This window comes from Rhizobacter sp. (assembly GCA_019635355.1).
In the GTDB taxonomy this organism is placed as follows: Bacteria; Pseudomonadota; Gammaproteobacteria; order Burkholderiales; family Burkholderiaceae_C; genus Rhizobacter.
Genome location: JAHBZQ010000001.1, coordinates 1,013,762 through 1,034,534, shown reverse-complemented (window position 1 = coordinate 1,034,534; position 20,773 = coordinate 1,013,762). Strand labels below are relative to the sequence as shown.

The following is a 20,773-nucleotide window of genomic DNA, read 5'->3' as shown; positions in this document are numbered from 1 at the left end:
AGGATGGCACGGGGCCGCTGCGCCCCGTGAGAATGGCCCGCCATGGCCGGCCCCACCGCTGCATCCGATGACCTGAGCCCGCGGGCCTTCACCCGCCGGCTGAACCGGGTCTATGGCGCCTACGTGCTGGGGCTGCTGCTCTTCATCGCTGCGCTGGCCGGGCTCGAAGCGATGGGCATGTCGCGCCGCTGGATCGGCGCGATCTTCCTGCTCTCCACCGTGTTGCTTTACGCGGGGATCGGCGTGTTGTGCCGTACCTCGGATGCCGACGAGTACTACGTGGCGGGCCGGCGTGTGCCCGCGGCCTACAACGGCATGGCGACGGCGGCCGACTGGATGTCGGCCGCGTCGTTCATCAGCCTGGCCGGCACCATGTACCTGCAGGGCTACGCGGGCCTGGCGTTCATCATGGGATGGACGGGCGGCTATTGCCTCGTCGCGCTGCTGCTCGCGCCGTATCTGCGCAGCTTCGGCCAGTACACGATCCCAGACTTCCTGGGTGCGCGCTATGGGAGCCACGGTCCGCGCCTGATGGGCGTGCTGGCGGCGATCCTGTGCTCGTTCACCTATGTCGTGGCGCAGATCTATGCGATCGGGCTGATCGCGAGCCATCTCGTCGGGGTGGGCTTCGAGATCGGCGTGTTCCTCGGGCTGGGCGGCATCCTCGTGTGCTCGTTCCTCGGCGGAATGCGTGCTGTCACGTGGACGCAAGTCGCTCAGTACATCGTGCTGGTGGTGGCGTTCCTGGTGCCGGTGTTCTGGCTTTCGGTCAAGCAGACCGGCGTGCCGCTGCCCCAGCTTGCCTACGGGCAACAGCTGCAGAAAGTGACCGAGCGCGAGAACGCCTTGCGGGCCGACCCACGCGAGCTGGAGGTGATCGCGCTCTACAAGGCGCGAGCCGAGGAATACGCGGCCAAGCTGAAGGACATCCCGGCAGCACTGGCGCGCGACCAGGAGTCCGCGCGCCAGCGCGTGCAGCAGCTGCGCGCGGAAGACGCGCCGCTTGCGCGCATCCAGTCGGCCGAGAAGGCCCTGCTGGCCTTGCCCCGAGATGCCGAGACGGCTCGCCGGGTGTGGTCGCAGGCGAAGGCGGCGGCAGAGGCGAGGGCGCAGCCTCTCGGGGGCCTGCCGGCGCATGGCACCGCTTACGCCGGTGACCCCAAGGGCACGGCCGCGCAGCAGCGAGACTTCGACGACTCACGTCGCAACTTCCTCGCACTGGTGTTCTGCCTGACCATCGGCACCGCGGCCCTGCCGCACTTGCTGATGCGCAGCTACACCACGCCGTCGGTGCGGCAGGCCCGCCAATCGGTGACCTGGTCGCTCTTCTTCATCCTGCTGCTGTACTTGTCGGCGCCCGCGCTGGCGGTGATGGTCAAGTTCGAGGTGTTCAACGTGCTGGTGGGCACGCCGTTCGACCAGCTGCCGGGTTGGATCGCCAACTGGGCCAAGGTCGACGCCGGACTCCTGAGCGTGAGCGACATCAATCGCGACGGCGTACTGCAGCTGGGCGAGATCCGCATCGGCAGCGACATGGTCGTGCTCGCCACGCCCGAGATCGCCGGGCTGCCCTTCGTGGTGTCGGGCATGGTGGCGGCCGGCGCATTGGCCGCAGCGCTCTCCACGGCCGATGGCCTACTGCTCACAATCTCGAATGCGCTCTCGCACGACGTGTATTTCAGGGTCGTCGACGCGAGCGCGTCCAACAGCCGACGGGTCACCACCTCGAAGATGCTGCTGCTGGTCGTCGCCTTGAGCGCAGCAGCGGTCGCGGCGCAGAAGCCGGCCGACATCGTGTTTCTCGTGTCCGCTGCCTTCTCGATCGCAGGCTCGGCGCTCTTCTCGGCCTTGGTGCTGGGCGTGTTCTGGAAACGGGCCAACGCGGCCGGTGCCGTGGCGGGCATGGTGGCCGGTCTGTCGGTCACGCTGTACTACATGGTCCGCAACGAGGCCTGGATGCGTGACATCTTTCACGTCGTGGTGCCGGTGGACCTCTGGCTGGGCATCCAGCCGATCTCGGCGGGTGTGTTCGGCGTGGCTGCCAGCTTCGTCGTCACTGTCGTCGTGAGCCTGCTGACGCCCCGGCGCTCTGCCGCCAGCGAAGCCTTCCTCGAGCGCATCCGCACCCCGCGTCTGCCGCAGTAGAGGCTCACCGGCGTGGGCTGGTTTCAGAGTAGAATCGCGGGCTTCCCTTGCCACACCCGGTCTGATGGACGTTTCGCCTGGATTTCGCCAGGTCTCCTTCCTGAAAGACAAGACGCTCACGGGGTGGCTTCCACACTGGAAACCAGAAGGAGTCCTATGCGTCATTACGAAATCATCCTGCTCATCCATCCGGATCAGAGCGAACAGGTTCCGGCCATGCTGGAGCGCTACAAGGGCATCGTCACCAATGGTGGTGGCAAGGTGCACCGCGTGGAAGACTGGGGCCGTCGCCAGATGGCTTACCTGATCCAGAAGCTGGCCAAGGCCCACTACCTCTGCATCAACATCGAATGCAGCAAGGAAGTGCTCGGCGAGCTCGAGACCGGCTTCCGCTTCAACGACGCCGTGCTGCGTCACCTGACCGTCGTCAAGGACAAGGCCGAGACCGGCCCGTCGGTGATGATGAAGTCGGTGGAAAAGGACGAGGCCCGCAAGGCTCCCCAGCAGGAGGCTTCGGCCTGATTGACAGTACCTCGGCGCTCCTGAAGGCGAGGCTGGCATGAACCGCACGGTTCTGTCGGCGCAGCTGGTGGAGCGAGGTGCAGTGCGCTACACCCCCGCTGGTCTTCCAGCATGTGATTTCGGCCTCAAGCACGAATCGCAGGTCACCGAAGCTGGCTCCCCTCGCAAAGTCTCGTTGGAGATGCGCGCAGTGGCGATCGGGGATCTCGCGCAGCGCCTCATGAAGCTGGAGATCGGATCGACTGGCACCTTTGCCGGCTTTCTGACCCACCAGCGCAATGGCCGAGGCACCGTCCTGCATGTGACCGAATTCGAATGAGCTGCAGTCCCCAGTGACCGGCTCTTGTTTGTTCCGGATTGAATTTCTAGAGAGGTGAAATATGCCCCCGCCACGTGGTAAAGGTCGGTTCTCGAAGGACCGCAAGCCCAAGCGCAACCAACAGTCCCTGCTGTTCCGCCGCAAGCGTTTCTGCCGCTTCACGGTGACCGGCGTCGAGCAAATCGACTACAAGGACATCGACACGCTGCGCGACTTCATCGGTGAAAACGGCAAGATCACGCCCGCCCGCCTGACCGGCACGCGCGCGTTCTTCCAGCGCCAGCTCACTACCTGCATCAAGCGCGCTCGCTTCCTGGCTTTGCTGCCGTACAGCGACCAGCACAAGGTCTAAGGAGCAATCGACATGCAAGTGATCCTGCTCGAAAAAGTGGCCAACCTCGGCAACCTCGGCGACGTCGTCAAGGTGAAGGATGGTTATGCCCGCAACTTCCTGATCCCGACCCGTGCCGCACGCCGTGCGACCGAAGCCGCGATCAAGGAATTCGAAGCCCGCCGTGCCGAGCTCGAGAAGGCTGCCGCTGAAAAGCTGGCTGCTGCTCAAGCCCTGGGCGAGAAGCTGAATGGCCGCACTGTTCACATCACGCAAAAGGCGGGTGTGGATGGCCGCCTGTTCGGCTCGGTGACGAACCACGACATCGCCGATGCGCTCAACCGCATCGACTTCAAGGTCGTCAAGTCGCAAGTTCGCCTGCCCAACGGCCCGCTGAAGACGGTTGGCGAGCACACCGTGTCCGTCGCACCGCACTCCGATGTGGTGGTCGAGGTCAAGGTGGTGGTGGTGGGCGAGACCGACTGAGGTTTACCCGCGCTCCACGACAAAGGGTCGGCTCTGCCGGCCCTTTTTCTTTGCGGGCTCTTGATTTCCACCCAAGGCCCACCGAATTTCCCCAGGCTTGTCCACAGGCGTGGCAGGAGCCTCTTCGTATCATTTCCCGATGGCCGCCGTCTTCTCGAACAATGATTTCCCGGGCTCCTCCAGAGGCGACGACGAAGTCGCGCGCTTGCGCATCCCACCGCACTCCATCGAAGCCGAGCAGAGCGTGCTCGGCGGCCTGCTGATCGACAACAGCGCGTGGGACCGCGCCGGTGACCTGCTCAACGACAGCGACTTCTATCGCCACGAGCACCAGCTGATCTATGCGGCCATTGGTGGCCTGATCAACAACTCCAAGCCGGCCGACGTCATCACCGTCTTTGAGCAGTTGCAGAGCCTGGGCAAGGCCGAAGCCTGCGGTGGCCTGGTGTACCTCAATGCGCTGGCGCAGAGCGTGCCGAGTGCGGCCAACCTGCGCCGCTACGCCGAGATCGTGCGCGAGCGTGCCGTGCTGCGCAAACTGGTCGCCGCCAGCGACGAGATCGCCACCGCTGCCTTCAACCCGCAGGGCCGGCCGGTGCCGCAGATCCTCGACGAAGCCGAGAGCAAGATCTTCAAGATCGGCGAAGAAGGCTCGCGCTCGCGCCAGGGTTTCATCAGCATGGACACGCTCGTCGTGCAGCTGATCGACCGCGTGAACGAGCTGCACGAGAACGGCGCCGAAGAGGTGACGGGTGTTCGCACCGGCTTCTACGACATGGACAAGATGACCGCTGGCCTGCAACCCGGCGACCTCATCGTGCTGGCCGCTCGCCCCTCGATGGGCAAGACCGCCTTCGCACTCAACATCGCCGAAAACGTGGCCGTCAACGAAGGCCTCCCGGTAGTCGTGTTCTCGATGGAAATGGGCGCGGCCCAGCTGGCTTTGCGGATGGTCGGCTCGCTCGGCCGCATCGACCAGGGCCACCTGCGCACCGGCAAGCTGCACGACGACGAATGGGGCCGCCTGTCCGAGGCTGTCGAGAAGCTCGGCAAGGCCGCCGTCTTCATCGACGAAGGCTCGGCCTTGAGCCCGAGCGAGTTGCGCGCCCGGGCGCGCCGCCAGGCACGCCAATGCGGCCAGCTGGGCCTGATCGTCGTCGACTACCTGCAGCTCATGAGTGGCAGCGGCGGCGGCAGCGAAGAAAACCGTGCCACCGTGATTGGCGAGATCTCGCGCGGCCTCAAGTCCCTGGCGAAGGAACTGAAGTGCCCGGTCATCGCGCTCTCGCAGCTCAACCGAAGCGTGGAGACCCGCACCGACAAGCGCCCGATGATGAGCGACCTGCGCGAGTCGGGCGCCATCGAACAGGACGCGGACGTGATCATGTTCATCTACCGCGACGACTACTACCTCAAGGAGCAGTCGAAGGAGCCGGGCGTGGCCGAGATCATCATCGGCAAGCAGCGTAACGGCCCGACCGGCACAGTGAAGCTTGCGTTCCTGAAGCCGCTCACGAAGTTCGAGAACATGGCGCCCGGCAGTGGCGGTGACGACTTCTACTGAGCTTCTACCAACGCGCAAGAACGGCATGCTGTATAAATACACAGTATGCCGACAAAACCTACCTCTCCGCTCGAGCGCGACCCGCACAAAGGTCGCGGCACGGCGTGGGCCATCGTCCACCGCTATGCCCGCCAATCGGGAGAGACCTTCGATGACGGCTGGGGCTCGATCGACCAGCTGGCCGAAGAAGAGCACCTGCCGCGCGAGACGCAGATCATCGAGGAGCGGGTCAAGTCGGTGCTGTCCAGCAACGACTCGCCCGACATCGGCTTCGACCTGTCGGTGAACCCGTATCGCGGCTGCGAGCACGGCTGCATCTACTGCTTCGCGCGGCCCACGCACAGCTACCTCAACCTCTCGCCCGGCCTCGACTTCGAGACCAAGATCATCGCCAAGGTGAACGCCGCCGAGCGTCTGCGCGAAGCCTTCGCCAGCCGGGCCTACGAGCCCTCGATGATCAACATCGGCGCGGCCACCGACGCCTACCAGCCCATCGAGCGCAAGCTCGGCATCACGCGGTCCATCATCGAGCTGATGCACGAATGCCGACATCCATTTTCGATGGTCACCAAGTCTTCAGGGATCGAGCGCGACCTGGATCTCGTGGCGCCGATGGCGGCGCAGCGGCTGGTGGCGATCTACGTCTCGATCACCTCGCTCGACCCCAAGCTCGCGCGAATCCTCGAGCCGCGGGCGGCGGCCCCGCACCGTCGGCTGCGCGTGGTCGAGACGCTGGCGAAGGCGGGCGTGCCGGTGGGCGTGAGCGTGTCGCCGGTCATTCCCTTCATCAACGAGCCGGAGCTGGAGCGCATCCTCGAAGCCGCCGCCGAGGCGGGTGCGCAGTCGGCCTTCAGCATCGTGCTGCGGCTGCCGTGGGAGGTGAACCCGCTTTTCCAGCAGTGGCTCGACCAGCACTTTCCCGAGCGGGCGGCACGCGTGATGGCGCGCATCCGCGAGATGCGTGGCGGCAAGGACTACGACGCGAACTTCGCCACGCGCATGAAAGGCACCGGTGTGTGGGCGCAGCTGCTGCGCCAGCGCTTCGACAAGGCCTGTGCCCGGCTCGGGCTCAACAAGACCCGGATCGAGCTCGACCTGTCGCTCTTTCGCAAGCCGGTGATTGCGCGCGCTCCAGCGCCGATGCGGGCCGCGCCGAAGGCCGACCCGGGGCAGGGCGAGTTGTTCTGACGCAGAGCCGGCCCATCAGGCCGCGACGGGCTCTGGCGGGTCTTCGGCAGCACCTTCGTCGGAAGGACGCACGTCGCGCAGGTTCAGCGCACCGGGTTGCCGCCCACCGGCTTGGCCCAGCATCGCCGCGCTCACGCCCACCGCGTAGAGGTCGCGCAGCGCGTCGGCGCGTTCTGAGAGGGTGGCCGCGTCGTCGATGCGGGCGCCGTGGCGCTGCAGCGTCATGCGCGCCATGTCGATCAGCTTGGCGTTGTAGGTGCGCTCGGCGTGGGCGAGCAGCGCCTGCACCGCCGAGCGGTGGTTGCCCTGCACGGTGTGCGTCACGGCCTGCTCGGCCATTTCGCTGATGCGCAGATGGGCCTGGCGCACACGCTCGGCGAACGGCGGGTGCACACCGGCGGCGCCCGCGAGCAATTCGGTCAGACCCTTGGAGCTGGCGAAGCGCAGGCCGAGCGTGTCGACCCAGCCTTCCGAGCCATCGAGCTGGATCTCGCCCGCGGTGAGCTGCGAGAGCAGCGCCAGGAGGTTGCAGCCGGCTTCGATGTCGAGGCCCGGCTCGTCGAGCTTGCTGAAGAGCCCCCGGACTTCGGCGACCACCGCCGCCACCTGCTTTTGCAGCATGAGGTTGAGGGTCGAGACGATGCTGGCAAAGCGCTGCAGCCGCTTGCTGTTCGGCGCGCGTTCGAGCGCGTGCTGGAGGTTGTCGACGCAGCGCTGCAGCCCCTTGCTGTCGCGCTGCTGGAAGCGGCTGAAGGCGAGCAGCACCAGCGACTGGAAGTCGAACATCTTCGAGCTGATGCCGAGCGTGGCGGCGCGGTCGAGCATCTTCGCGGCTTCGTCGCGGTCGCCCATGAAGAAGGCCAGCATGCCGTGCTTCTGCAGCCGCGCGATCGAGCTGGGCGTGAGCGAGCTGGCCTTGCGGAAGGTGTCGAGCGCCTCGTTGAGGTTGCCTTGCTCCACCTGCACGCGCCCCATCACGTCATACGCATCGACGTGGCTCGGGTGGTCGCCGATCAGCGTCTCCAGCGTGCGCATGGCCTGCGTGGGCTGGTTGGCGTCGATCTGCGCGCGGGCTATCCCTAAGCGCGCCCAGGGCAGGGCGCCGGTTTCGAGCACGGCCTCGCAGAGCTTCTTGGCCTCGTCGTGCATGCCCTGGCGCAGCAGCAGCTCGGAGCCGATGCGCGCGGCATACAGCCAGTAGATCGAGCGGCTGGCGAAACGCTGCAGGCACAGCCGGGTGGCGTGCTGGTAGTCGGCCTGCTCGATGGCGGTGAAGATGTCGGCGAGCGTCTTCTTGCGCTTGCGCGCCTGCATCAGCCGCTCGCCGAGCGAGGTGGCGGTGTGCGGCTTGAGCAGGTAGCTGTCGAGGGCGGACTCGGCGGCGTCGGCCACCATCGTGTACGAGGCTTCGCCGGTCACGATGATGAAGACGGTGGAAAAGGGCAGCAGCTGCGCCTTGCGCAGGTCGTCGAGCAGGTGCTGCGCAGTGTAGTTGGGGTCTTCCTGGTCGAAGCGGTGCTCGCAGAGCACCACGTCGAAGGGACGGGCTTCGAGCTGCTTGCGGGCGTCTTTGATGCGGCCGCATTGCACGACCGTGCCCACGCCGAACTCTCTCAGCTGCGCTGAAAGAATGCTGCGCGAGGTCGGGTTGCCATCGACAACCAGAGCCTTGCAGTCGGCGATGTCTCGGTCGAGCAGTTGCACGGGGTCTCCAGGGGCGCGACAGCGTGAACTACTGCCTGCACACGAGGCGCCGTTGCGCCTCTCCCTGGAGTTATCGGCCCCCGCAGAGGCTGACTTGAACGCTCAGGCTTACTTGAACAGGTCCTTGACCCGGTTGGTCCAGCTCTTGGCGTTGGGCGAGTGCTTGTCGGGCGACTTGGCCAGCGACTCGTCGAGTTCGCGCAGGAGCTTGCGCTGGTGCTCGGTGAGCTTGACCGGCGTCTCCACGCTCACGTGGCAGTACAGGTCGCCCGGGTAGCTGGAGCGCACGCCCTTGATGCCCTTGCCGCGCAGGCGGAAGGTCTTGCCGTGCTGCGTGCCTTCGGGCAAGTCGATCTCGGCCTTGCCGCCGAGCGTGGGCACCTCGATCGTGCTGCCGAGCGCTGCGGTGGTCATGCTGACCGGCACGGTGCAGTGCAGGTCGTCGCCGTCGCGTTCGAAGATCTCGTGCTGCTTGATGCGGATCTCGATGTAGAGATCGCCGGCCGGGCCGCCATTGGTGCCGGGCTCGCCGTTGCCGGCCGAGCGGATGCGCATGCCTTCGTTGATGCCGGCGGGGATCTTCACCTCCAGCGTCTTCGTCTTCTTCGTCTTGCCCTGGCCGTGGCAGGTGGTGCACGGGTCGGGGATCACCCGGCCCGAGCCGTGGCAGTGCGGGCAGGTCTGCTGGATGCTGAAGAAGCCCTGGCGCATGGTGACGGTGCCGGCGCCGTTGCAGCTCGGGCAGGTCTTGGCATGCGTGCCGGGCTTGGCACCCGTGCCGTGGCAGGTGGCGCACTCTTCCCAGCTGGGAATGCGGATCTGCGTCTCCTTGCCGTGCGCGGCTTCCTCGAGCGTGATCTCCATCGTGTAGCTGAGGTCGCTGCCGCGGTAGACCTGCTGCGCCCGGCGCTGGCCGCCAGCGCCGCCCTGGCCACCGAAGATGTCGCCGAAGATGTCGCCGAAGGCCTCGGCGAAACCACCGAAGCCTTCCGCACCCGGGCCACCCGGCCGGAAGCCGCCGGCGTTGGGGTCGACCCCGGCGTGGCCGTATTGGTCGTAGGCAGCGCGCTTCTGCGGCTCGGAGAGCATCTCGTAGGCCTCCTTGACCTCCTTGAACTGCTCTTCGGCCTTCTTGGCGCCGTCACCCTGGTTGCGGTCAGGGTGGAATTTCATGGCCAGCTTGCGGTAGGCCTTCTTGATGTCGTCGTCGGAGGCGTTCTTCGCCACACCGAGGACTTCGTAGTAGTCGCGCTTTGCCATGTCTGTGTGCTGCTGATTCAGGTCGCTGTCGTTTCTACCGTCGCGTCTTTAAACGCGAAATCCCCCGCGTGCTGGTTTCGCCAGCCCACGGGGGAATTCTTGGCAGCGGCGCGCCGCCGCCGTGGGCCGGGTTACTTCTTGTCCTTCACTTCCTTGAAGTCGGCGTCGACGACGTTGTCGTCGGCCGGCTTCGCGCTGGCGCTCGCGCTCGCCCCGCCTGCCGGGCCTTCGGGTTGCGCCGCCGCACCGGCCGCGGCTTGCGCGGCCTGCGCGTCGGCGTAGACCTTCTCGCCCAGCTTCTGGCTGGCGGTCATCAGCGCTTCGCTCTTGGCGTCGATCGCGTCCTTGTCGTCGCCCTTGATGGCTTCTTCAGCCTCCTTCAAGGCGGACTCGATCTTTTCCTTCTCGCCGGCATCGAGCTTGTCGCCGTATTCGGTGAGCGACTTCTTCACGCTGTGCACGAGGGCATCGGCCTGGTTGCGGGCCTGCACGAGCTCGACCTTCTTCTTGTCTTCGGCGGCGTTGAGCTCGGCGTCTTTCACCATCGCCTGGATCTCGTCTTCGCTGAGACCCGAGTTGGCCTTGATGGTGATCTTGTTTTCCTTGCCGGTGCCCTTGTCCTTGGCGCCCACGTGCAGGATGCCGTTGGCGTCGATGTCGAAGCTCACCTCGATCTGCGGCGTGCCACGCGGTGCGGGCGCGATGCCTTCGAGGTTGAACTCGCCCAGGCTCTTGTTGCCCGAGGCCATCTCGCGCTCGCCTTGATAGACCTTGATCGTCACCGCCGGCTGGCCGTCTTCCGCGGTCGAGAAGACCTGCGAGAACTTGGTCGGGATGGTGGTGTTCTTCTTGATCATCTTGGTCATCACGCCGCCCATCGTCTCGATGCCGAGCGACAGCGGGGTGACGTCGAGCAGCAGCACGTCGGTGCGGTCGCCTGCCAGCACCTGGCCCTGTATCGCGGCACCCACGGCCACGGCTTCGTCAGGGTTGACGTCCTTGCGCGGCTCCTTGCCGAAGAACTCCTTGACCTTGTCCTGCACCTTGGGCATGCGGGTCATGCCGCCCACGAGGATCACGTCGTCGATCTCGCTCGTGTTCACGCCCGCATCCTTGATGGCGGTGCGGCACGGGGCGATGGTGCGCTCGATCAGGTCTTCGACCAGGGCTTCGAGCTTGGCACGCGTGAGCTTGATGTTGAGGTGCTTCGGGCCCGATGCATCGGCCGTCACATACGGCAGGTTGATGTCGGTCTGCGAGCTGTTCGACAGTTCGATCTTGGCCTTTTCGGCAGCTTCCTTCAGACGCTGCAGGGCGAGCACGTCCTTCGACAGGTCGACGCCTTGCTCCTTCTTGAACTCGGCAATGATGTAGTCGATGACGCGCTGGTCGAAGTCTTCTCCACCGAGGAAGGTGTCGCCGTTGGTGGAGAGCACTTCGAACTGCTTCTCGCCATCGACGTCGGCGATCTCGATGATCGAGATGTCGAAGGTGCCGCCGCCCAGGTCGTACACGGCGATCTTGCGGTCGCCCTTGGCGGCCTTGTCGAGGCCGAAGGCGAGGGCCGCAGCGGTGGGCTCGTTGATGATGCGCTTGACGTCGAGGCCCGCGATGCGGCCGGCGTCCTTGGTGGCCTGGCGCTGGCTGTCGTTGAAGTAGGCCGGCACCGTGATCACGGCTTCGGTCACGGGCTCACCGAGATAGTCCTCGGCGGTCTTCTTCATCTTGCGCAGGATCTCGGCGCTGACCTGCTGTGCGGCGAGCTTGTTGCCACGCACCTCCACCCAGGCGTCGCCGTTGTCGGCAGCCACGATCTTGTAGGGCATCAGGTCGATGTCCTTCTGCACTTCCTTCTCGGTGAACTTGCGGCCGATCAGGCGCTTGACGGCGTACAGCGTGTTGCGCGGGTTGGTGACCGCCTGGCGCTTGGCGGAAGCGCCGACGAGGATCTCGCCGTCTTCCTGGTAGGCCACGATGGACGGCGTGGTGCGTGCACCTTCACTGTTCTCGATCACCTTGGTGGTGTTGCCTTCCATGATGGAAACGCACGAGTTGGTGGTGCCGAGGTCGATGCCGATGATCTTTGCCATGTTCGTTTACTCCTGAAGTCCGTTGGACTGAAATTCGGTTGTTCTCGAGTTGTGGATAACTGCGGTCTTTTCAAGGGCCGCATGTCTGTGGATCGTTTACTTGGGCGCGGCCACCGTCACGAGCGCCGGGCGCAGCACGCGGTCGGCGATGAGGTAGCCCTTCTGCAGCACGGTGACGACCGTGTTGGCCTCCTGCTCGGCCGGCACCATGCTGATCGCCTGGTGCTGGTGAGGATCGAACCTGGCGCTCGCCTGCGGGTTGATCTCGATCACCTTGTTGCGCTCGAGCGCCTGCGAGAGCTGGCGCAGCGTGGCGTGCACGCCTTCGAGCAGCTGCTCGGGCGTGGCGGCCTGGATGGCGATGGCCGCCTCGAGGCTGTCTTTCACCGGAAGCAGACTTTCGGCAAACCCTTCGACGGCGAACTTGCGGGCCTTGGAGACTTCCTCCTCGGCGCGGCGGCGGATGTTTTCTGTCTCGGCCTTGGCGCGCAGGTAGGCGTCAGACATCTCGGCGAGGCGCGATTCGAGGGAGGGCTCGGCGGCCGTGGCGGAGGGCGAGGCCTCGGCGGAGGCCGGGTTCTGGGGATCGGCGGCGCCGGTGGCGGCCGCGTCCTGGGTGTTGTCGTCCGTGTTCTGCATGGGTCGGGATTACCTGTGGAAGCGGGGCATGTGGGTCATGCCCCCGGGATTTCAAGAGCCGGAAGCGCGCTTTTTTTTCGACTGCGCTCAGTCAGAGTCGATGGAAGCGCTCCAGCGGTCCCAATCGGCCAGCTTGCGGCGGTCGCGCTTGGTCGGCCGGCCTTGTTCGATAGCGAGGGCGGGCTCTGGCGTCTCGCGGCGCGCGCGGGCCGCTTCTTCGCGGCGGGCGATGCTCTCGGGCGTTTCTTCGTAGAGCGCCTGCGCCACGGGCGCCGGGCCGCGCACGTGGCTCAGGGCCACCACCTTGATCGAGCGGGGGCTCTGCGCCGCCTGGCGGATGTCGAGCAGGTCGCCGGGCTTGAGCTCGCGCGCCGGCTTGGCGGCCTGGCCGTTCACCTGCACCCGGCCCTTGTCGATCTCCTGCGTGGCGAGGCTGCGAGTCTTGTAGAAGCGGGCGGCCCAGAGCCATTTGTCGAGCCGCATGCCGGAGCTCGCCTTGTCGTTCATGGGCGGCTGGCCGGGGCGGGCCGTTGGGTGTCCCAGCCCTGCAGGTGGCGCAATGCCAGCGCGGCCAGGGCCGCCATCCACTCGTGCTGATCGTTGAGGCATGGCACGTAGTTGAAGTCGGTGCCGCCTGCCTTCAAGAAGGCGTCGCGCGCTTCCTGGGCGATTTCTTCCAGCGTCTCCAGGTTGTCGGCCACGAAACCGGGGCACATCACGTCGACCTTCTTCACGCCTTGCCGGGCGAGTTGCACGAGCGTCGGCTCGGTGTAGGGCTGGAGCCACTCGGCGCGGCCGAGGCGGCTCTGGAAGGTGACGACCAATTGCTCGGCCTTCACGTCGGCACGGGCGGCCACCAGGCGGGCGGTTTCCATGCACTCGTCGAAATAAGGGTCGCCGAGGTCGCGCGTGCGCTTGGGCATGCCGTGGAAGCTCATCACCAGCCGCTCGCCGCGGCCGTGGGTCATCCAGTGGTCCGACAGGCGCTTGGCCAGCGCGTCGATGTAGCGCGGGTCGTCGTGGAAGCGGTTCACGAAGCGCAGCTCGGGCAAGGCGCGCTCCTTCTTCGCCCAGGCGTTCACGGCGTCGGCCGTGCTGGCAGTGGTGGCGGCGCAGTATTGCGGGTACATGGGCAGCACCAGCACACGGCGTGCCCCACCGGCCTTGAGCTCGCCGAGCACCGACGGGATCGACGGGTTGCCATAGCGCATGGCGAAACGCACGCTGACCCGATGGCCGCGCTCGCCGAGGTAGCCGGCCAGGAGCTTGGCCTGCTTGTCCGACCAGACGGTGAGCGGCGAGCCCTCAGGCGTCCAGATGCTGGCGTAGCGCTTGGCCGACTGCGCCGGCCGCGTGCGCAGGATGATCCCGTGCAGGATCGGGCACCAGATGACGCGCGGGATCTCCACCACGCGCGGGTCGTGCAGGAATTGCGACAGGTAGCGGCGCACGGCGGGCGTGGTGGGCGCATCGGGCGTGCCGAGGTTGCACAGGAGGACGGCGGTGTCGGGGGCGGTCATCGGCGGGAGTGTGAAGGTCGCCGCCGAGGTGCGGCGGGCAGGGCGCGATTATCGTGGCGCCGCCCGGGCGGGCGGACGAGGCCGCTCAGGCGCTGCTGCGGCTGCGCTGCAGGCACTGCTCCACGTCGGCGAGGATCGTGCCCACGTGGATCGGCTTGGTCCAGTAGCCGATGAAGCCGGCTTCGTAGGCACGCTGCACGTCGTCGGGCATGGCGTCGGCCGAGCACATGTAGGCGGGCACGTTGTCGAGGCCGGGCAGGGCGCGCAGCAATTGCAGCACCTCGAAGCCCGAGGCGCCGGGCAGGTGGGCGTCGAGCACCAGCATCTCGGGCTGCCATTCCTGGGCGACGGTCAAGGCCTGGTCGCCGTCTTCGGCCACGCGCAGCTCGATGCGGTCGCCATGCAGGCGCATCGCTTCCTCGAAGAGGATGGCGTTGATGCGGTTGTCTTCGACGTAGAGCATGCGCAGGGGGCGGGCCTGCGAGGGCATGGCGACGGGCTCCGTCTTGATCGGTGTGGCCGCCGGGGCGTCGGCCGGCTGCAGCTCGAGGCGCACGCTGGTGCCCAGGCCCGCGCGGCTCACGATGGACAGCCGCCCGCCGATGGCCTGCGTGAGGCTGCGCGCGATGATGAGCCCGAGCCCGGTGCCTTCGATGGTGGAGGTCTCGCGGCCCAGGCGCTCGAAGGGCTGGAAGAGCCGGCTCATCTGCTCGTCGGTCATGCCCGAGCCGGTGTCTTCGATACACAGGGCCACGCGGTCGGGCAGTGCGTCGAGCCGCCAGCGCACGATGCCGCCCGGGTGGTTGTACTTGATGGCGTTGGAGCCCACGTTGAGCAGCACCTGGCGCAGCCGCTGCATGTCGGCCTGCACCCAGGTGGCCGGCGGCACGCTCAGCTCGAAGCGCACGCCAGCCGCCTGTGCCAGGGGCATCAGCAGCTCGCTCGCGCGCGTCACAGCCTGGTGGAGGTCGACCGGGTTGAGTTTCAGCGTGAGCGCGCCTTCTTCGATCTTCTGCAGGTCGAGCACGTCGTCGATCAGGGCGAGCAGGTGCTCGCCGGCTTCGAGCACGTGGCCGGCGTAGTCGCGCACGGTGGCGCCATCGAGGCTGGCGGGGCTCAGGTTGAGGAGCTGGGCGAAGCCGATCACCGCATTGAGCGGCGTGCGCATCTCATGGCTCATGCGCGAGAGGAACTCGCTCTTGGCGTGGCTCGCCAGCTCGGCCGCCTGCTTGTCGCGCAGGGCCTGCTCGGAGCTGCGCTGTTGCGTGATGTCGCGGAAGGTCAGTACCACCGCGAAGGTCTGCGCTTCGGGGCGCAGTTGCAGCGGGTGGGCGTTCAGTGCCACCCAGCGCTGCTGGCCGTCGGCGCGGCGCAGGGCGTGGATCTGGTTGACCAGCGGCTCGTCGTTGGCGATCACCCGCAGCACCGGGTGCTGGTCGCTTGCGAGTGGTGCGGCGTCGGGGCCCAGCAGCTCGAAGGGCCAGGCATCGCCTTGGGCGTTCATGAGGGCAGTCTGCTCGGCGCCGACGATGTCGCACCCCGCAGGGTTCACCGCGAGGATGCCGAGGGCCGGGGTGACCACGAGCAGGCCGTCGCTGATGGCCAGCGCCACCGAGCGGTACAGCTCTTCGGACAGGCGCAGCTTGTCGGCCGCGCGGGTCTGCTCGGTCACGTCGCGCTGCACGCCGATGTAGTGGGTGAGCTGGCCATTCGCATCGCGCACCGGCGCCACGTGCACGGCGTTGGAGAACACGCTCCCGTCCTTGCGCACGTTGCGGACCGTGACCGACGCCGAGCGGCCTTGGTCGATGGCTTCACGCAAGGTGGAGCAGCCGGGCTCGTCGCGCAGGTGGCCCTGGAGGAAGCGGCAGTTCTGGCCAAGCGCCTCGGCCCGGCTGTAGCCGGTGAGCCGCTCGAAGGCTGGGTTGACGTAGATCAGCGGCATGTCGGGCTGCAAGGCATCGGACACGCACATCGAGAGCGACGCCTCGGCCTCGAACGCGCGCTGCATGATGAGCACGTCGCGCTCGAGGTTGCGCAGCTCGGTGAGGTCACGGGTGACGTAGAGCACGCGATTGTTGGGCATCGGTGAGATGCGCGCTTCGAAGGTGCGCATGACGCCGTCGCGCGTGGTGAGGTCGTACTGGATGCGCTGCACCTCGCCACGGGCCAGGGCCAGCCGGATGGCGGGCAGGGCCAGGTCGGCGATGTGGCGCGGCACACCGCTGTCGAAGGGCAGGCCGCGCACGCTGTCCCAGGAGTGCACGAGCATCGGGTGCTTGTCGGAGCTGCAGGCGAGGTAGCGGCCCTCGTCGTCGAGCACGAACCACAGGTCGGGCACGGCGCCCAGCACGGCGCTCAGCTGGTCTTGCGATTCGCGCAGCTGCTCCTGCTGGCGTGCGAGGGCGAGTTCGGCTTCCTTGCGGTCGCTGATGTCGATGGACAGGTGCACCACGCTGCCGTCGTTGAGCCGCCGGTCGCTCACGATCACCCAGCGGCCTTTCCAGCGCATCTCGTGTTGCTCGCCGCGCGGCGAGGCGAGTGAGAGTCGCCAGCGCACGAAGTCGTCGCGGCCCTGGGCGGCGGGGTAGTCGCCCGCGTCGGCCATGCGCTGCACGATCTCGGGCCAGCTCGGGTCGCCGTGCATGTAGGCGGCCAGGCCGCGCCGCCACACCGCGTTGGCGACCACGACACGGCCTTGTGGGTCGGAGATCATCACGCCCGCGGTGAGACTGTCGATCGCCTCGCTCAGCAGGCGCTCGGCCGCTTGCGCGGCACGCTGGGCTTCGATGCGCTCGGTGACGTTGCTGGTGGTGCCGCGGTAGCCGCGGAAGGTGCCGGTTTCGTCGAACACCGGCGTGCCGCTGATGCTCACGGTGATGCGGCCGCTCGGCGAGGGCCGGTGCGCCAGCACGTCGCGGAAGGGGGCCTGCCGAGAGCGCGCGTCTTGGTACCGCTCCCAGGAACGGGTGGTGTCGCCCTCGACCGGCTCGTTGATCTGCTGCAGCGTGCGGCCGATCACGAGGTTGGGTGGCATGCCGGTGTTGGCCTGCACGCCCGACGACACCCAGCGCACGCGGCCCTGGTCATCGCTCTCCCAGAGCCAGTCGGTGCTGGAGAGGCTCGCCTCGCGCACGCGCTCGGCATGGTGGCGCCAGAGGCTTTCCTTCAGCCGCGCATCGAGCAGCGCGCCGGCCAGCGTGGCGGCTTCGCGCAGCGAGGCCAGGGCGTTGTCGTCGATGGCGCCGGCCGGGCGTGCGACGCCGAGAATGCCCACCGCATGCTGCTGCGCGACCACCCGGCACGCGGCCCAGCCGTCGCCGGAGACGTCGATGCCCTGCTGCAGCGCGGTGTCGTCGAGTGAGAGGGTCAGGGCCAGCTCGGTTGCGAGCAGCGGGAGCTTCGGTTCGGCGAGGCCGACATGGGCCTTGAGGTGCGGGCGCTGGTGCTGATCGAGCACGGCGAGCCAGACGGCGCCGCCGGGAAGCTGGCGCGCAAGCAGGCGCACCAGGATGTCGAATTCTTCTTCGGGCGCGCCACCGAGCTTGCCCACCGCGCGCAGCGTGCTCTCACGGCTGGCCTCGACGGTGGTGGTGGCCATGACCGGGGCGAGCGCTGTTCAACGCGTCGCCAAAGCGACGTCAACGAGAGAAGAACCGGCCCGCAACATGCCGATGACTTTAGCGGAGAAGGCCGAATTCGAGAGCCCGGGATCGCCTGCACTTCCGCGCAGTGATGCACGAAAACGCGACCGATCAAGCCGGGCGAACTACAGCGCGTCTTGCGGCTGCGTGTCGGCGAACTTGAGCACCTCGAAGCGCACGCACGGTGCGGTCGGATCGGTGAGCGTGGCGCCCAGGCCGATCAGGCCCGAGCCGTGCAGCGTGCAGGTGCCGCGGCGCAGCGACACGATCTCCGAGCCATTGGAGAAGCGCACGTAGGTGCCGTTGTAGCTGAGGTCGGTGAGCTGGAAGGCGCCACCATGCCAGTCGATGCGGGCATGCGAGCGCGACACGCGCGAGTCGTCGATGCAATAGGTGACCTGCGGGCTGCGGCCGAGCACCACGGGCAGGCTCGGGCCGGCGTAGACGCGGTTGAGGTCGAGCCACACGAGGCGGATGCCTTCCGGCTCGGCCTGCGGCAGCAGCTCGCCGTAGGCGGTGGCGGCGGTGTCGCCGAAGCGGCGGCCTTCGATCAGGTAGACGTGCACTGGCTCCACACGGCCGCGCAGCTGGACCTTGTCGAGGCTGCGGCAGCGCTCGCGCATGTCGGCGGTGAGGCCGGCCACGACGCTGGCGGTAGCGAGCGTTTCGTTGTCGCCGGCGTGGTCGAGCAGGCGGGCGGCGACATTGACGGCGTCGCCGAAGCAGTCGCCCGACATCTCGACCACTTCGCCGTGGGCGAGGCCGACCTGCAGCTTGAGCACCGGCACGTTGCGCTGGCCGGAGGGCGGCACGATGCGGTCTAGCGAATCGTGCATCTCGTCGGCGGCGGCAACCGCCTCGGCGGAATCGGCAAACACCGCCATCAGGCCGTCGCCGAGCGTCTTGACGACGACGCCGCCCGAGGTGGAGACGATCTGCGAGATCAGGGAGACGCTGCGGGTGACCACCGTCGTGGCCTCGGTGTTGCCGAGCGTCTCATACAGCGCCGTGCTGCCGCGCAGGTCGGCAAAGAGGACGGTGCGCTGAAGAATCTGCGTCATGTGTGAAGTTTATGGCACTCCATATGAAAAAAGCCCCGGCGAATTAGGCCGGGGCTTTGAGCTTGTTCAAGCGATCAGAGGTTGTCGAGGTAGGTCCGGAGCTTGTCCGAACGGCTCGGGTGCTTGAGCTTGCGGATCGCCTTGGCTTCGATCTGGCGGATGCGCTCGCGGGTCACGTCGAACTGCTTGCCCACTTCTTCCAGCGTGTGGTCGGTCGACATCTCGATGCCGAAGCGCATGCGCAGCACCTTCGCCTCGCGCGGGGTGAGGCTGTCGAGGATGTCCTTCACCACGTCGCGCAGGCCGGCCTGCATGGCGGCTTCGATCGGCGCGGTGTTGTTGGTGTCCTCGATGAAGTCGCCGAGATGCGAATCGTCGTCGTCGCCGATGGGGGTTTCCATCGAGATCGGCTCCTTCGCGATCTTCATGATCTTGCGGATCTTGTCCTCGGGGATCTCCATCTTCTCGGCCAGCGTCGGCGCGTCGGGCTCGAAGCCGAACTCCTGGAGGTGCTGGCGGCTCAACCGGTTCATCTTGTTGATCGTCTCGATCATGTGCACCGGAATGCGGATGGTGCGCGCCTGGTCGGCGATCGAGCGGGTGATGGCCTGGCGGATCCACCACGTGGCATAGGTCGAGAACTTGTAGCCGCGGCGGTATTCGAACTTGTCCACCGCCTTCATCAGGCCGATGTTGCCTTCCTGGATGAGGTCGAGGAACTGCAGGCCGCGGTTGGTGTACTTCTTCGCGATCGAGATCACGAGGCGCAGGTTGGCCTCGATCATTTCCTTCTTCGCATCGCGCGAGGACTTCTCGCCCTCGTTCATGCGGCGGTTGATCTCCTTCAGGTCTTCCAGCGGCACGACGGCCCGGGCCTGCTGGTCGATCAGCTTCTGCTGCAGTTCCTGGATGGCCGGCAGGTTGCGCGTGAGGATGGCGCTGTAGGGCTTGCCGCTTGCGGCTTCCTTCTCGGGCCACTTCAGGTTGAGCAGGTTGGGCGGGAAGTTCTTGACGAAGTAGTCTTGCGGCATGCCGCACTTGTCGACCAGGATCTTGCGCAGCTCGCGTTCGTAGCGGCGCACGTCGTCGACCTGCGAGCGCAGGATGCCGCACAGCTTCTCGATGTTCTTGACGGTGAAGCGGATCGTCATCAGCTCGTCGCTGATGGCCTGCTGCGCCTTGTTGTACGAGGGCGACTGGTAGCCTTCCTTCTCGAACGACTTGCGCATCTTGTCGAAGTTGGTGCGCAGGCTTTCGAACTTGATGAGCGCCGCGGCCTTCAGCTCTTCCAGCTTCTTGGTCAGCGCCTTGCTGCCGCCGTTGCCGTCGTCGTCGTCTTCCTCGTCGAAGAAGTCGACGTCTTCTTCGGCCACGTAGTCGTCGGCCTCGTCTTCCGAGACGAACCCGTCGACCACTTCGGAGATCTGCATCTCGCCGGCGGCGATCTTGTCGGCGTAGGCGAGGATCTCGGCGATGGTCGTCGGCGACGCGCTGATGGCCAGCATCATGGCCTGCAGGCCGCCTTCGATGCGCTTGGCGATCTCGATTTCGCCTTCACGCGTGAGCAGCTCGACCGTGCCCATTTCGCGCATGTACATGCGCACCGGGTCGGTGGTTCGGCCGAATTCGGAGTCGACGGTGGAGAGCGCCGCTTCGGCGGCTTCTTCGGCTTCTTCTTCCGTCGCGGTGGCGGTGCCGGAGCCTGCGATCAGCAGGGTGGCGGCGTCGGGCGCCTGCTCGTAGACCGCGATGCCCATGTCGTTGAGCATCGACACGATGGCTTCGAGGATTTCCGCGTCGACCAGCTTTTCGGGCAGGTGGTCGTTGATTTCCTGGTGCGTCAGGAAACCGCGCGTCTTGCCCATCTTGATGAGGGTCTTCAGCTCCTGGCGGCGCTTGGTGACTTCCTCTTCGGTGAGCGCGGTCTCGTCGAGGCCGAATTCACGCATCAGCGCGCGCTCCTTGGCGCGCGACACCTTCATGCGAAGCGGCTTGGCCTTGGCAGCCTTTTCTTCGCCCGCGTCGGCTTCGGCTTCCGGCTCACCGGCCAAGTCGGCTTCGATGTCGGAGAAGTCCTCTTCCGGCTCTTCCTTCTTGGCGGCAGCGCCGGCCTTGGGCTTGCGGCCCGGCTTGCCCTTTTCAGCAGGCGCGGCGGCCTTGGCGGCGGGCTTCGCAGGCGCAGCTGCGGCCTTGGTCTTCTTCTTGTCTTCGGCGTCGGCCTTCGTGGCCTTGGCGGGCGCAGCGGGGGCTGCCTTCGCGGGAGCGCTCTTCTTCGCGGTCATGCAAATCCTCAGATGGTG

At 66.6% G+C, this 20,773-nt stretch carries 16 protein-coding genes; 7 read left to right on the top strand and 9 right to left on the bottom strand.

Features of this window, described 5'->3' with window-relative positions; translation table 11 throughout:
• The first annotated feature begins 42 nt into the window (after positions 1-42).
• The 7 genes from KF892_04580 (at position 43) to KF892_04550 (ending at position 6,555) form a co-directional block, all read left to right on the top strand.
• Entirely contained in the window at positions 43-2,145 is a 2,103-nt protein-coding gene (locus tag KF892_04580) for a cation acetate symporter (protein ID MBX3624268.1), read from the top strand.
• 156 nt (positions 2,146-2,301) lie between these two features.
• Positions 2,302-2,667, top strand: coding sequence for a 30S ribosomal protein S6 (rpsF, locus tag KF892_04575; protein ID MBX3624267.1), 366 nt, complete (start codon positions 2,302-2,304; stop codon positions 2,665-2,667).
• Positions 2,668-2,704: 37 nt separating this feature from the next.
• Entirely contained in the window at positions 2,705-2,986 is a 282-nt protein-coding gene (priB, locus tag KF892_04570; GenBank protein MBX3624266.1) for a primosomal replication protein N, read from the top strand.
• A 61-nt stretch (positions 2,987-3,047) separates the two neighbouring features.
• Complete coding sequence (rpsR, locus tag KF892_04565) at positions 3,048-3,338, top strand: 30S ribosomal protein S18 (protein MBX3624265.1); 291 nt, start codon at positions 3,048-3,050, stop codon at positions 3,336-3,338.
• Positions 3,339-3,350: 12 nt separating this feature from the next.
• On the top strand, positions 3,351-3,803 hold the full coding sequence (gene rplI / locus KF892_04560) for a 50S ribosomal protein L9 (GenBank protein ID MBX3624264.1): 453 nt from the start codon (positions 3,351-3,353) through the stop codon (positions 3,801-3,803).
• Positions 3,804-3,942: 139 nt separating this feature from the next.
• The gene (gene dnaB, locus KF892_04555) at positions 3,943-5,367 is read left to right on the top strand and encodes a replicative DNA helicase (protein ID MBX3624263.1); all 1,425 of its coding nucleotides are present in this window, start codon (positions 3,943-3,945) and stop codon (positions 5,365-5,367) included.
• Between the two features lie 45 nt (positions 5,368-5,412).
• Positions 5,413-6,555: a PA0069 family radical SAM protein gene (locus KF892_04550; GenBank protein MBX3624262.1), complete on the top strand. Its 1,143-nt coding sequence runs from the start codon at positions 5,413-5,415 to the stop codon at positions 6,553-6,555.
• Between the two features lie 15 nt (positions 6,556-6,570).
• On the opposite strand, the gene KF892_04545 is transcribed toward KF892_04550, so the two are convergent.
• From KF892_04545 to rpoD, 9 genes are all read right to left on the bottom strand, one after another.
• Positions 6,571-8,253, bottom strand: a complete 1,683-nt coding sequence (locus KF892_04545) for a tetratricopeptide repeat protein (protein ID MBX3624261.1) — start codon at positions 8,251-8,253, stop codon at positions 6,571-6,573.
• Between the two features lie 114 nt (positions 8,254-8,367).
• Positions 8,368-9,519, bottom strand: coding sequence for a molecular chaperone DnaJ (gene dnaJ / locus KF892_04540; GenBank protein MBX3624260.1), 1,152 nt, complete (start codon positions 9,517-9,519; stop codon positions 8,368-8,370).
• A gap of 131 nt (positions 9,520-9,650) precedes the next feature.
• A complete protein-coding gene (dnaK, locus tag KF892_04535) occupies positions 9,651-11,609 on the bottom strand; it encodes a molecular chaperone DnaK (GenBank protein MBX3624259.1) in 1,959 nt (652 codons plus the stop codon).
• 96 nt (positions 11,610-11,705) lie between these two features.
• A complete protein-coding gene (grpE, locus tag KF892_04530; GenBank protein MBX3624258.1) occupies positions 11,706-12,248 on the bottom strand; it encodes a nucleotide exchange factor GrpE in 543 nt (180 codons plus the stop codon).
• Positions 12,249-12,335: 87 nt separating this feature from the next.
• The gene (locus tag KF892_04525) at positions 12,336-12,755 is read right to left on the bottom strand and encodes an RNA-binding S4 domain-containing protein (protein ID MBX3624257.1); all 420 of its coding nucleotides are present in this window, start codon (positions 12,753-12,755) and stop codon (positions 12,336-12,338) included.
• A complete protein-coding gene (hemH, locus tag KF892_04520) occupies positions 12,752-13,768 on the bottom strand; it encodes a ferrochelatase (GenBank protein ID MBX3624256.1) in 1,017 nt (338 codons plus the stop codon). The genes KF892_04525 and hemH overlap by 4 nt, the downstream gene beginning before the upstream one ends.
• An 85-nt stretch (positions 13,769-13,853) precedes the next feature.
• Positions 13,854-17,369, bottom strand: a complete 3,516-nt coding sequence (locus KF892_04515; GenBank protein ID MBX3624255.1) for a PAS domain S-box protein — start codon at positions 17,367-17,369, stop codon at positions 13,854-13,856.
• 168 nt (positions 17,370-17,537) lie between these two features.
• Positions 17,538-18,473 carry an adenylate/guanylate cyclase domain-containing protein gene (locus KF892_04510; protein ID MBX3624254.1) on the bottom strand — a complete coding sequence of 312 codons (936 nt, stop codon included), beginning with the start codon at positions 18,471-18,473 and terminating at the stop codon, positions 17,538-17,540.
• Between the two features lie 74 nt (positions 18,474-18,547).
• Entirely contained in the window at positions 18,548-20,755 is a 2,208-nt protein-coding gene (gene rpoD / locus KF892_04505) for an RNA polymerase sigma factor RpoD (GenBank protein MBX3624253.1), read from the bottom strand.
• Positions 20,756-20,773 lie beyond the last annotated feature (18 nt).